Below are 12,653 nucleotides of genomic sequence, written 5' to 3'. Positions count from 1 at the left end.
GGCGGTGGAGGTGCGGGGGCCGGAATCGCGACTTGCGTCGCTCCTACGAAAACGGGGGCCGCGTGCGGCTTCAGCTTTCGCCGCCAGGGCCGAACAGGTCGAGGATGCCGTCCAGGCCGGTGTGGTCGAGGCAGCAGTGGGCGACGTCGCGCAGCACCGGCTTGGCGTGGAAGGCGACACCGAAGCCGGCCGCGCGCAGCATGGGGATGTCGTTGGCGCCGTCGCCGGCGGCGATCACCTGCTCGGGCCTGAGGCCCAACTCGTCGCGCGCCTGCTCCAGGTGCGCGGCCTTGGCCTCGCCGTCCACGATGTCCCCGAGCACCTTTCCGGTCAGCTTTCCGTCATACACCTCGAGCTGGTTCGCCCACGCATAGTCGAAGCCCAGCCGCGACTTCAGCCGCTCGGTGAAATACGTGAAGCCGCCCGACACCAGCATCGTGCGGATACCCGCGCGCTGCAACCCCTGCAGCAGGCGCTCCGCCCCGGGGTTGAGCTGCAGGCGGTGATCGAAGACCTCGGCGAGCGCGCTCTCGGGCAGGCCGGCGAGCAGGGCCACGCGACGCGTCAGCGACTCGCGGAAGTCGATCTCGCCCTGCATCGCCGCCTCCGTGATCGCCGCCACCTCGCGTTTGAAGCCCTGCATGTCGGCGATCTCGTCGATGCACTCGATGTTGATCAGGGTCGAGTCCATGTCGGTCACGAAGAGGCCGAAATCGCGCAGCTGGCGGCCCTCGGGCAGCCACACGTGGTCGAGCCCCCCGGCCGCGCACGCGGCCACCAGACCTTCGACCGGCTTCGCGCCGACGAGGCGGAAGGAGCGCGTGGTGATCTGCTCGATCGCGCTCGCCTCCGACACCTTGGCGACGTTCTTGAGCGCGACGCTGTCGACGTCCTCGGCCAGCACGACGAGGTTCATGCGCGCCGCTCCCGCTTCGGCAGCACGTCGCGCAGCACGGCGGCGGACTTGCGGATCATGTCCTCGGTCGTCGCCCAATCGACACAGGCATCGGTGACCGAACAGCCGTACTTGAGCTGCGACAGGTCGGCCGGAATCGGCTGGTTGCCGGCTTCGATATTGCTCTCGATCATCAGGCCGACGATCGACTGGTTGCCCTCGCGGATCTGATGCATCACGTCCTTCATCACCAGGGGCTGGTATTCGGGCTTCTTCCACGAGTTGGCGTGCGAGCAATCGACCACGATGTTCTTCGCCAGCTTGGCCTTCGCGAGCGCCTGCTCGGCCAGCGACACCGACACCGTGTCGTAGTTGGGCCGGCCGCCGCCGCCGCGCAGCACCACGTGGCCGTAACGGTTGCCGCGCGTGCGGGTAACCGCCGACTGGCCCTGGCTGTTGATGCCGAGGAAGCTGTGCGGACTGCCGGCCGAAATGATCGCGTTGATCGCCACCTCGAGGTCGCCATCGGTGGCGTTCTTGAAGCCGACCGGCGTCGACAGGCCCGAGGCCATCTCGCGATGGGTCTGCGACTCGGAGGTGCGCGCGCCGATCGCGGTCCAGGCGATGAGGTCGCCGTAATACTGCGGTGCGATCGGGTCGAGCGCCTCGGTGGCCGTGGGCAGGCCGAGCTCGCACACGTCGAGGAGGAATTTGCGCGCACGCTCCATGCCCACGTCGATGCGGAAGGAGTCGTCCATGAACGGATCGTTGATGTAGCCCTTCCACCCGGTCGAGGTGCGCGGCTTCTCGAAATACACCCGCATCACCAGCAGCAGCACGTCGGAGACCTCGTCGGCGAGCGCCTTCAGCCGTCGCGCATAATCCAGCCCGGCCACTGGGTCATGGATCGAGCACGGCCCGACCACCACGAACACGCGCGGATCCTTGCGATCGAGGATGTCCATCACCGCCTTGCGCCCGGCCACCACCGCAGCCGCGGCGCGCTCGGTCAGCGGCACGCGCGCCTTCACCTCGTCCGGCGAGGGCATGTGGTCGAAGGCGAGGACGTTGAGGTTTTCGGTCTGGGTGGGCATTGCGGGCACTCCGATTGCTGCCTGGAAAGCCTGCAATTGTAACGCCCGTGCCGGGGCATGTCCGCGGAGATTTGCGCGGCGCAAGGGATTGGCCGGCACGCATCGAAGCCGCGCCGCTTGATGGATCCGCCGCGCCGAGCCCCTACCCGGCAACGTAGGGCTGAACCTGGTCCTGCTCTGCCGGATGGTTGCGGGCCACCACCGCGCGCGCCGCTTCAGTGGCGCTGAGATTGATCGCCTCGTGGGGAACCCCCGCCGGAACGAACAGGAACTCCCCCGCCGCGCTGATCACCTCATTTTCCAGCTTCGCGCCCCAGCGCGTCAGGACCCTGCCTTCGAGCACATAGATTCCGGTTTCGTAGCCGACGTGGACATGCGGCTCCGACCGGGCCCCGGGCGGGATCGTCACCAGATGCATGCTCAGCCCGCTTGCCCCGACCGTCTGCCCCGAGATCCCGATGAAATACGGCAGCCGCTGACGCGTCAGGACTTCACGGTCCGGTCGTATCGCTTGCACTTGCTTCATGTCGATCTCCTCCGCGCAGGGACGATCCCTTGGAAGTGGGTGTGGCGCATGTTGTGGATGCCTTTCCGCCGTGAAGATTCCGATGTCGCGCTCCCGCGCGCTGCCGTCCTCATCCGCGGCCGGCGACAGATCACGAGGGGCGCACCGCATCGACGACCACGAAGGCGCCTTCGCCCCGCCCCGGGCGCGCCGGCTCGATGTGCCCGTTCTCCGCGAGCGGCCGGGCCAGCGTCTGCGCCCACGACCGCAGGGAAAAGCCCGCATCCAGCAGCAGGCGCTCCACTTCGCACAAGGTGGTGACGACGAGCGCGAGATCGAAACGGTGCCGGTGTGTTGAAATCGTGGCGGCGGCGTGCGCCTGTGTCACATCGATCCCTCTCGATGCAGTTTAGACGTCTTCATCTAGGATGGAACGTAGGGGCCGGAATCGCGCTCGCGCAGGAGAAAACAGTCGGCTGCCGGGCCGCCGCTTCGCCGATGATCGTGCCGCGCCCCGTGGGGAGGCTGCCCCGCCCAGCAGCCGAGGAGAAACGACATGCATGCGAATTCATTGAGCGGCCGCAGGGTGCTGGTCACGCAGGCCGACGCGTTCATGGGCCCGGCACTGTGCGAGGCCTTCCGCGCCGCCGGCGCCGAAGTCGTCCCCGACCAAAGCGCGCTGCTGGAGCGGGGGGCTGGGCGCGCGGTCATCGAGGCGGCCGGCCGCATCGACGTGCTGGTCCTCAACCTGGCGATTCCCGCGCCGAGCACGCCCGTCCATCAGGTGTCGGACGGCGAATGGGAGACCACCTTCGCCGCCCTGGTCCATCCCATGCGGGAGATGGTCGCCGCCGTCCTGCCGCAGATGATCGAACGCAAGGCGGGCAAGATCCTCCTGATGGGCAGCGCCGCCGCCCTGCGCGGGATGGCCCTGCGCTCGAGCTACGCCGCCGCGCGCGGTGCGCAACTGGCCTACATCCAGGCGGTGGGCGTCGAGGCCGCGGCGCACGGCGTCCAGGTCAACGCCATTGCGCAGAATTTCGTCGAGAACCCCACCTACTTCCCGCCCGAGGTCCAGGCCACGCCGGCGTTCAAGGACCGCCTGAAGTGGCAGGTGCCGCTGGGGCGCCTGGTCACGGCGGACGAGGACGCCAGCTTTGCGGTTTATCTGTGCAGCGAGGCGGCGAACTGCTTCGTGGGGCAGGTGTTTCCGGTGTGCGGGGGGTGGGTGAACCGGTGAGCGGATATTCGTGATCGTAGGCAGCATGCCTGTGAGGTCATACGCTCGCCCTCTCAAGATCACATCTAGAAGGGAAGGGCCTATCCCCGCGGACGCTGGGGAACCTGCAGCTCGGGCGTGGTGAGGCCAAAGTACTGGGGCCTATCCCCGCGGACGCGGGGGAACCCCGGTCAGCACCGGCGGATACTCGGGCCGCTCGGGCCTATCCCCGCGGACGCGGGGGAACCCCCGCCTACACCGAGAACACCGTGAGCGACTCCGGGCCTATCCCCGCGGACGCGGGGGAACCCCCGCCTACACCGAGAACACCGTGAGCGACTCCGGGCCTATCCCCGCGGACGCGGGGGAACCAGACCGAGCCTCCTTGCCGCGCACACCGAGCCGGGCCTATCCCCGCGGACGCGGGGGAACCGTGGAACGGGCATCCCGTACACACGAGTGGAGGGGCCTATCCCCGCGGACGCGGGGGAACCTGACCACGTGATCGCGGGGCGGCCGTGAGGTGGGGCCTATCCCCGCGGACGCGGGGGAACCCGATGGTGGCGCCGGTGACGGCGTCGATCGGCGGCCTATCCCCGCGGACGTGGGGGAACCAAATAGACCCGACCGCGCGGGATCTGGTATTCGGGCCTATCCCCGCGGACGCGGGGGAACCAGGGTGAGGACCACACTTGGACGTTCGTCGGCGGGCCTATCCCCGCGGACGCGGGGGAACCGGCGTGCTGTCGGCGAATTACGCAACACAGCAGGGCCTATCCCCGCGGACGCGGGGGAACCAAGTCGCACCAGTTCTATCCGACGCCGGAATGGGGCCTATCCCCGCGGACGCGGGGGAACCGCCGAAGGCCAAAACGGGGGCGCCACCTCCGAGGGCCTATCCCCGCGGACGCGGGGGAACCTGGATGTGGGACAGCCGATCTACAACGCCGCCGGGCCTATCCCCGCGGACGCGGGGGAACCGAATGGCGCTCAATGAAAGGCAGGCGAGATTCGGGCCTATCCCCGCGGACGCGGGGGAACCAGGTCGTCATTGATGACAGCCTGGCGGCTCAGGGGCCTATCCCCGCGGACGCGGGGGAACCCGGGCGGCGCAACTCTATCCGTGGGAGCGCACGGGCCTATCCCCGCGGACGCGGGGGAACCGCGGCGCAGACTGTCGCGCTGTTCCTGGCTGAGGGCCTATCCCCGCGGACGCGGGGGAACCTTGTACGACGCGAGGACGGTAGCGGTCTGTCCGGGCCTATCCCCGCGGACGCGGGGGAACCTTGTACGACGCGAGGACGGTAGCGGTCTGTCCGGGCCTATCCCCGCGGACGCGGGGGAACCTTGTACGACGCGAGGACGGTAGCGGTCTGTCCGGGCCTATCCCCGCGGACGCGGGGGAACCCGTCTGGGGCGTGCATCTGATCACCCAGTACAGGGCCTATCCCCGCGGACGCGGGGGAACCGTTGAGGTCGGAATGCCCGAAGACCCGATCCAGGGCCTATCCCCGCGGACGCGGGGGAACCAGTGGCGTCACTAGCCCGACCTATGCCTGGACGGGCCTATCCCCGCGGACGCGGGGGAACCCGGCAAACAGTGCAATCCCCCCGCCCGGGCTCGGGCCTATCCCCGCGGACGCGGGGGAACCCCACTCCGGCGACGAAACTCGATTCAGGTACAGGGCCTATCCCCGCGGACGCGGGGGAACCTGATTGCAATCCATAGGTATTTTTTCGTGGACGGGCCTATCCCCGCGGACGCGGGGGAACCGGTAATGGGGCAACCGAATCGGCACGGAACACGGGCCTATCCCCGCGGACGCGGGGGAACCTCGCTCGAGCAGACGGTCGCCATCATCGGCAAGGGCCTATCCCCGCGGACGCGGGGGAACCTTGAGGATGCACAGCGGCATGTAGTAGTCGCGGGGCCTATCCCCGCGGACGCGGGGGAACCGTCGTTCAGGCCGCCACGATCGAGCAACTCAAGGGCCTATCCCCGCGGACGCGGGGGAACCGGTGTTACGGTTGCCCGTCATAGCGGGCGGAGGGGCCTATCCCCGCGGACGCGGGGGAACCCGCGCTGCGCAGATCTATCGCGCCCTTCCCGCGGGCCTATCCCCGCGGACGCGGGGGAACCGTGGAAGACGAGGCCGACAAGCGCCGCGACAGCGGCCTATCCCCGCGGACGCGGGGGAACCCCGGGCGCGACCTACCGGAACTTCGTCGCCGAGGGCCTATCCCCGCGGACGCGGGGGAACCGGCGCCTGGCACCAGCACGACACCGCCGGCACGGGCCTATCCCCGCGGACGCGGGGGAACCGGCCCGACGTGGATCGCCCGCGGCCTGCGCGAGGGCCTATCCCCGCGGACGCGGGGGAACCCTGTGATCTTGTCCATGTCAGGCCTCGAGCAGGGGCCTATCCCCGCGGACGCGGGGGAACCCCGACGCCGGATCATCGAGCACGGCGCGCCCTGGGCCTATCCCCGCGGACGCGGGGGAACCCGACCGTAGGGGCCTCCCACATGATGTCGATGGGGCCTATCCCCGCGGACGCGGGGGAACCACGGACGGCCTGTATGACGCTGAGAAGGTCGCGGGCCTATCCCCGCGGACGCGGGGGAACCACGGGCTTGTCGCCTGGCGGCGCTTCTTCGAGGGGCCTATCCCCGCGGACGCGGGGGAACCCAAGACGCCGACGAGCCGATCACGATCAACGAGGGCCTATCCCCGCGGACGCGGGGGAACCTCGCTCGCATTCGAGAGCATGGAGCAGGGCGAGGGCCTATCCCCGCGGACGCGGGGGAACCCAGCAGTGCGGCGGCATGGCTTACGTGTTCGAGGGCCTATCCCCGCGGACGCGGGGGAACCTCGCCGAGGCCGACCGGGCGTTCTGCGCCTGGGGGCCTATCCCCGCGGACGCGGGGGAACCTCTTGAAGTCAAGCCCATGACTCAAAAAGGAAAACTCAAGAAACCATATTCCCAATTTGTTAAAGAGATTGAGCTTGTCGCCTCAGCCGGGCGACCCACATCCCATCCATCTCGACCAGTTCTCGCGGCGGCTCTCCGAGATGAGCGAGGCCGACGCCGCCAGTTTCATTGTTGTCGCGCCAGACCATGACGATGCTGCCGCGCGGCTCGAAGTCGTGCCACTCGGCGAGTACGTTCCAAGTCCGATCCCGCACGCCCTTACTCATACGTGGTGATACGTAGACTGCAGGGGCAACCTCAAGCATCACCGATTTGAGAAAGCCTCGAAAACGATCGGCGACATCACGCGTCACTATCACCACCAGCGGCATCTACTTCCTCCATGCGCAACACAGCCTTGATCTTGTCGATCATTGTTGGAATCACGGACTGCTTCCTGAAAACCGCTGCCGCCTCGCGTCGCACCAATCGGTCGATAGTGTCTGGCGCACCGTCGAGTGCCTTGCGTGCCGCGGCAAATGCGATCGGCAACGTGATCGAATCGCGAAACAGATCGGCAATGTCGAGAACGAAGGACTGACCCGAGTCCTCGTGAATGAAGCCAAGCTGCGGAATTGCAGCCAGCGACTGTACTGCGATCGCCGCCGCGGCCTGCACAGCAGTGGCCGCATGATTGATTGCCTGATTCGGTGTATCGGTCGCTTCGGGCGCAGCGCGGTCGTAATGGCGACCGTTCCAGGGAATGCGGTAGCGCTCGGCGGTTAGCCGGTAAAGCGTCTTCACCCGCGAGCCTTCGATGCCACGCAGCGTGTCCAGATCACGGTGAGGCAATATTTCGCCCAGGCGCAGGGCGTACATGCGGCGGGCGACGGCAATGCGCCGGCGCGGATTGCCCCACAGCTCCGCTTGTCGGCGCGCGACGTCCGAGCGGTCGGGCAGCAGGGCTGGCGCGGTGTAGCTGCGTACGCCATCCGTGCCAACCGCCGCCATCAGCGTGCCATGTCGGGCGAGCAGGCGCAGGGCGTCGTGGGTGACGCTGCTGCCTGGTCCCAGCAGGATCATCGACACTGCTTGATGCGGGATCTGATCGATGTAGGGCGTGAGGCTGTCTTTTCCCGCCATGAAGTGCAGACAGCCGTCGACCACACACAACTCTCCGCGCTCGAGCCATAGCAGGCCGTGCCGGTCAGCGTGGGGGATGCGTGCGGTCTCAAGCCCAAGGCGGCCTTTCAGCATTCAGAGGGTGGCCGCAGAAGCAGCATGCCGAATCCGAAGGCGCGATGGCGTCCAACCCCGCGCGCAATCAGTGCCGCGAAGCCCGCTGGGTCGCGCACCGTGAGTTCGCCGGAAAACAATGCGTCGGGGCCCGTTACACGCTGAGCGGGGCGCCGGCCAACGACTGCGCTTCCCTTGCGCAAGCTGGAAGTGAGACGGAAACCATCCAGTTGTGCGCGGTCGACGTTTGCGGCGTCGCCGCGTGCCAACTCGCGCTGAAGCCATTCCAAGTACACAGCCTCACGCGACAGCTCTTTCTCCGCTACGCCACGTTTCTCGGCCTGGGAGAGGAAAACGTCACGTTCGCGTCCATCTTTCGTCCTCAGCACCGGCCGCACCCGCAACTCGAAACCCAGCCGCCTGCCCGCTGCCCAGTCGGTCGGGAAGCTGCGAGCAGCAAAGCGCTCAAGGCCCAGAACGGCGTGGACGTCGGGCGCGGCCATTTGGGCAGCCGTGTGGATACGGTCGGCGCCTTGCCCGCTGTAGGCCAACAGGCCGCGCACATCGCCAAAATGTCGGAAGGGCTTGGGCGCGAGGTCGCCGAAGGCTGCCGCCAGCAGTGTGTGCAGCGCGTAGCCAAGGTCGTCACCGCCAGCGGTCAGTCCGAAGCGCGTCGCCCAGGCGGCGAGCCGGTGCGGGTCGGGATGGCATTGTAAAAGCGTCAAACTCACGTTCGCTCCTCCAACTTCAGGTTGCCCTCGCAAACGGGGCGCCAGCCGCCATGCACACCGCTGGTCCAGTTGCGTTCATCGCACAGGTCAATCTGGCGGGCGCCGGGCATTTCACCTTCGCCAGCCGGCCACATCACGCGAGGTCGGGCGTTGGCAGCCAGTGGGACAGCGTCTCGTAGCGCAGTGAGTACGTCCGGCGCGTCGATCCAGCCTGCAAACAGCGGCGCAGCTGGCAGACAGGGCTTGCGCCCAAGGAAAAGTGGGCGCGCTGGGCGCTGCAGAGCGTTGGCAACAGCGTCCAGCGTAGGGGTTTCGTTGGCTGGTTCGAGGCGCAGGGCGACGAGCACGGCAGCGTCCGTATGGTGGTCTCGATAACGTTGCAACGTCAGCACCTTTTTGCCGGCTCGGTCAGCCCGATATGACGGACTTTGCTCGCGCCCCTCGGGTAACCCACCAGTCGTCCAACCACTATCGTTCATCCCTAACAAGGCCGTCTGATATTCCCGCATGCGCGAACCGGCACGGTCGAGTCTTGCCCCGAACACGACTCGAGCCTGAAGTCGGTCATGCGCTCCCGCATCCTCGCGCCGCCAGCCGAGTGCATTGGCGATCAGACCGGTCAGCATCGACTGCGCCGGGAAGTCGCGGATCACGCCAATGTTGTCGATGGTCTCGCCGCCAAAGGCCATTAACGGCCCTTCGAGGCGGATGAGCAGGTGGTTTGCCATCTCAGCACGCGCCGTCGCGAACGGTTTGTGCGATCCACTCACCCAGTTGTGAGAGCGTCGCGCGCTCCGCGGCGGGAACAGCCAACTCGTCCAGCGACAGGAACCGGCGCGCCGTAGGCATTCCGTATGCTGCGTCGAAGGCCGCGATCTCTTTGGCCAGTTTGCTAGCGGCGCGGCCACGGATCGAAGAGTCGCCCTTGAGCGGTATTGGATCGTGGAAAGCTGCTGCAAGGCTGCGCGGTTGCCAGTCACCGGCCTCGACCAAGACGAACTTTGCCCAGTCGTATGGTGCAGTGGATCCACGCTTGGCGCCGGGGCTCACGGTGGCGATAAGGTGCAGCAAATGTTGGACGACCTTGCCGGCCAAACCACGCTTGTCGGCCCCGATCGTGAAGACATCCTCGACTTTGATGCCCTCGAGGTTTGCAACGAGTTGCGGCACGTCGATAACCACGTATCCGTAGTACAACCCCGAGGCGAGTTCGGTATCGAAGATGCCGGCCGAGCCCGCACCATCTTCCGCCTGGGCAAAATCATCGACTACGGTGAAGTAGTCGTTTTCGACCTGCGCTTCATGCACCGTGAAGGCGTGGGCGACCGACACCGATGCGTCGCGGTTGGCAAGCAGGTCAGAGGTAACCATGCGACCGAAGAGAGCCGATTCGAGGCCGCTGCCGAGCTTCATCGCCTCGATGTTCTTCTTTTCCTCTTTGAGGAACTTCGCCACCTCTGCCTTCAGCGCGACTGGATCGGAAAAGTCGCCAGTGATGTCTCGGCAGCGGCGCGCAAGGTAAGCGATTTCTTCGTTGCCGAAGAGCACCGCCTGCCCGGTTTGAAGTGCCTTGACGCCTTCCTTCTTCTTGTCGGCCTTCTCGCCGAACAGGGCCTCAAGCAGGGCCTCGGCGGTAGCGTAGGCGCGCGCTTCGTCGATGCCTTGCTCGATAAGGCGTTGGCGAATCAATTCGGCGACGTAGCGTGTGCGCGTGGCCATCGGCACGCCCAGTTTCGCCAGCGAAAACGCGTCGTCGGCGACGCGCCAGTGGCGCTTGAGGCACTGTGAGGAAATGCGCGTTCGGATCGCGCCGCCGTAGGGGAGGCGTTTTGCGAGTCCGGCATCGTCACGGTTGAGCAGGGCAGCGGGGTAGGTGTGCAGGGTGTGGATCTGGATGAAGCGCGGGAGACTCATGGCGATGTCCTGTCGGTGTTCGATCGTGTGGATTCGGTTCAGGAATGGGTAGTCGAGTAGTAACTGCCGGCGATACGTAGGCGTAGGGTCTCGGCACGGGCTTCGTCGTGGTCGGTGGCGAGAATCAGCGCACCGAACTCAAGCCAGTTGGGTGAAGTGCTGCGGCTCGCCATCAGCCGCACCACACGCGGCACCTGCTGGCTAAAGGCGTCACCGCGCGCAGTAAGCAGACGGGTGACACGGCTTTCGGACACTGCGGCGTGGGCGAGTTGGGTCCCGAGTCGGGCGGAGCCGTCGTGACCTGCCAGTGCCATGCCTTGCGCCAACAAGGCCCAGCGTCGCCAGGTTGTGTGCTGCCAGTCATCCGGTGTGATGCCGGCCAGCACCAGCGCATGGGCTAGCGCACCGATCTGGTGAGGCCGCGGCGCCTCGGGATCGAGACGTGCGAGCGCGGCCTGCTCACCCGTGTCGAGTGCGTTGGCGTCCCCGCGGAAGTGCTGCCGCCGCGTGATGACTTGCGCAAGCCGACCTAGCGGTGATGCGGGCGGTGTCGTGTCGGTCTGGTTCATAACGCGGCCTCCTCTGCCGCTTGGTGAGAGCGAAGGTGCTGTGCGAGTGCGACGAGTTCAGGGTGTTTGCCACTGCGTAGCGCGCCATGAAAATAGGATAGCGCCCGCGACCGCGCACGATATCGACGCTCGCCGCTTTGGGGGCCGATCGTGAAAGCGCCCTTCAGCACAACTTCGGCGCGTTCAGCGAGCCCGAGCATCCACGCGAGCCGCTCGGCGTTCCTGTCCTCGGTTTCAATCTCTCGATTCAGGTCCTCGAAAAAGCGCGCATCTTCGGTGCGTTCAAAGGCTCGTATGAAGGCTTCGATCTGCTGTTTGGCAGTGCGACGGTCGAAATCGATCTTCTCAGTACCGGCTTCGAGCAAGTAGAACAGTGCGGTGCGCAAGATAGAACCACGCATCGTCGCCACAGCTTTCACTCGGGCAGCGGCGATTGCTGCCGGAAGGTCAGTCTGTCCACCACGCAAATAGCCGATGGCCTTTTTCGTGAGAGGAATTCGGCGCTCGTGGTAACCCTCCGTCTTTCCCTGGCCTCGTACCACCCCTTGTGCAAGCAGAGAAATTCCCGCGATGCCATCTTCTGCGCGAAGTGCTTGAGCGAGGGTCTTACGGTACTTCGAGCCCCATGCTAACTCCGCAGCAAGGCCGTAGTTGAAACCGTCGGCACCAAGCGTAAGCGCTTTATCTTCTTCGACCGGCGTCCATGCGTCGCCAGTGACACCCTTGCGCGCCGCCGCATCTACGCGCGCTACAGAGGTTCCAATTCCGTGCGCCTTCAGGCGGCCATCCGAGTCAAGGACAAATCGGATCCGCCGACAGATTTCGATGTAGAACGGGTCGAGCGCCGTGAAGGCGAGGCTCTTTGTGCCGTCCCATGGGGGTATCCAGAGCAGTGCCATGCCGCCGTCGCGCTGAAAACCTATGGTCTCGGTGATGTCGTCACGTTCGGTGAGAAGTGCGCCAATATCGCGTCGCCATCGCACACCGACTCCACCTGCGGGTGCGACGCCGAGGGCGGGACGGCTCGAAAAACCTCCGTTCATGCGAGAAATGCCGTAGTTCCCTTTCCCGAGGAACCCCTCTTGCGTTTGCAGGCTTGCCAGGGCAAACAGCCAGTCGTCCGCCTCCGCGTGCCGCATTCGCTCGCTCTTAAGATCATGGTTCTTCGACGTGACCAGCATGTCGAGTGCGTCAGGGGTGGCAATGTATTTCCAACCATCCAACTTTCCGCTTGGCACAGGGGGTTGAAGGAAAGCTGGACGGTCGTGCGGGGCAACGAGGCAAAAGGCGCAACCGTCCGGATGATTGGGCGTCAGAGCGAGTAGTGCCGCGCGCCAATCGGTAGCCTCATCCCAAGGACAGTCCTCGTCGGCGGCGTGCAGCGCAAGAGCGGCCAGTTGCACCAGCAGCGCGTGCCAGGGGTGGCGCTGATGGGGGCGCAGTGCAGGGTAGTCGCGCACCGCATCACGACCGAGGGCAACCAGGAGTTGCGGCAATGTGAGTCGTTGCGGTTGCCCACCGAGATCGCGGACGCGAATCAGCGGTTCGTCGAGTATGTTCAGACGGGTGCGGTCCATT

At 66.2% G+C, this 12,653-nt stretch carries 12 protein-coding genes and 1 CRISPR repeat array; of the genes, 1 reads left to right on the top strand and 11 read right to left on the bottom strand.

Features of this window, described 5'->3' with window-relative positions; translation table 11 throughout:
- Positions 1 to 70 precede the first annotated feature (70 nt).
- The 4 genes from serB to TMZ1T_RS11065 all read right to left on the bottom strand — a co-directional run bounded on the left by serB (position 71) and on the right by TMZ1T_RS11065 (position 2,882).
- On the bottom strand, positions 71 to 916 hold the full coding sequence (serB, locus tag TMZ1T_RS11080; RefSeq protein ID WP_004302146.1) for a phosphoserine phosphatase SerB: 846 nt from the start codon (positions 914 to 916) through the stop codon (positions 71 to 73).
- Positions 913 to 1,989, bottom strand: coding sequence for a 3-deoxy-7-phosphoheptulonate synthase (locus TMZ1T_RS11075; RefSeq protein WP_004302143.1), 1,077 nt, complete (start codon positions 1,987 to 1,989; stop codon positions 913 to 915). The genes serB and TMZ1T_RS11075 overlap by 4 nt, the downstream gene beginning before the upstream one ends.
- A gap of 142 nt (positions 1,990 to 2,131) precedes the next feature.
- Positions 2,132 to 2,515 (bottom strand): cupin domain-containing protein, encoded by a 384-nt coding sequence (locus TMZ1T_RS11070; protein WP_004302141.1) that lies wholly within the window; start codon positions 2,513 to 2,515, stop codon positions 2,132 to 2,134.
- A 130-nt stretch (positions 2,516 to 2,645) separates the two neighbouring features.
- Positions 2,646 to 2,882, bottom strand: a complete 237-nt coding sequence (locus TMZ1T_RS11065; RefSeq protein ID WP_041589656.1) for a hypothetical protein — start codon at positions 2,880 to 2,882, stop codon at positions 2,646 to 2,648.
- 168 nt (positions 2,883 to 3,050) lie between these two features.
- Between TMZ1T_RS11065 and TMZ1T_RS11060 the strand changes: the two genes are divergently transcribed.
- The gene (locus TMZ1T_RS11060; protein WP_012585440.1) at positions 3,051 to 3,734 is read left to right on the top strand and encodes an SDR family oxidoreductase; all 684 of its coding nucleotides are present in this window, start codon (positions 3,051 to 3,053) and stop codon (positions 3,732 to 3,734) included.
- Positions 3,735 to 3,810: 76 nt separating this feature from the next.
- A CRISPR array of direct repeats spans positions 3,811 to 6,646; the repeat unit is 29 nt; unit sequence GGGCCTATCCCCGCGGACGCGGGGGAACC.
- Between the two features lie 59 nt (positions 6,647 to 6,705).
- Here TMZ1T_RS11060 and cas2e read toward each other — a convergent pair.
- Genes cas2e through TMZ1T_RS11025 form a run of 7 tightly spaced genes read right to left on the bottom strand, consistent with a single transcriptional unit; the run spans position 6,706 to position 12,652 of the window.
- On the bottom strand, positions 6,706 to 7,017 hold the full coding sequence (cas2e, locus tag TMZ1T_RS11055) for a type I-E CRISPR-associated endoribonuclease Cas2e (RefSeq protein ID WP_012585439.1): 312 nt from the start codon (positions 7,015 to 7,017) through the stop codon (positions 6,706 to 6,708).
- A complete protein-coding gene (cas1e, locus tag TMZ1T_RS11050) occupies positions 6,989 to 7,882 on the bottom strand; it encodes a type I-E CRISPR-associated endonuclease Cas1e (RefSeq protein WP_012585438.1) in 894 nt (297 codons plus the stop codon). The genes cas2e and cas1e overlap by 29 nt, the downstream gene beginning before the upstream one ends.
- Positions 7,876 to 8,592, bottom strand: a complete 717-nt coding sequence (gene cas6e, locus TMZ1T_RS11045) for a type I-E CRISPR-associated protein Cas6/Cse3/CasE (RefSeq protein WP_012585437.1) — start codon at positions 8,590 to 8,592, stop codon at positions 7,876 to 7,878. The genes cas1e and cas6e overlap by 7 nt, the downstream gene beginning before the upstream one ends.
- Positions 8,589 to 9,320: a type I-E CRISPR-associated protein Cas5/CasD gene (gene cas5e / locus TMZ1T_RS11040; protein WP_012585436.1), complete on the bottom strand. Its 732-nt coding sequence runs from the start codon at positions 9,318 to 9,320 to the stop codon at positions 8,589 to 8,591. Before cas5e ends, cas6e begins: the two co-directional genes overlap by 4 nt.
- Position 9,321: 1 nt before the next feature.
- Entirely contained in the window at positions 9,322 to 10,506 is a 1,185-nt protein-coding gene (cas7e, locus tag TMZ1T_RS11035; RefSeq protein WP_012585435.1) for a type I-E CRISPR-associated protein Cas7/Cse4/CasC, read from the bottom strand.
- Between the two features lie 38 nt (positions 10,507 to 10,544).
- The gene (locus TMZ1T_RS11030; protein WP_012585434.1) at positions 10,545 to 11,075 is read right to left on the bottom strand and encodes a type I-E CRISPR-associated protein Cse2/CasB; all 531 of its coding nucleotides are present in this window, start codon (positions 11,073 to 11,075) and stop codon (positions 10,545 to 10,547) included.
- On the bottom strand, positions 11,072 to 12,652 hold the full coding sequence (locus TMZ1T_RS11025) for a CRISPR-associated protein Cse1 (RefSeq protein ID WP_012585433.1): 1,581 nt from the start codon (positions 12,650 to 12,652) through the stop codon (positions 11,072 to 11,074). Before TMZ1T_RS11025 ends, TMZ1T_RS11030 begins: the two co-directional genes overlap by 4 nt.
- Position 12,653: the final 1 nt, after the last annotated feature.

Source organism: Thauera aminoaromatica, from assembly GCF_000021765.1.
Taxonomy (GTDB): Bacteria; Pseudomonadota; Gammaproteobacteria; order Burkholderiales; family Rhodocyclaceae; genus Thauera; species Thauera aminoaromatica.
Note: the sequence above shows the minus strand (reverse complement) of the source record. Positions and strands in the feature narration are given on the sequence as shown.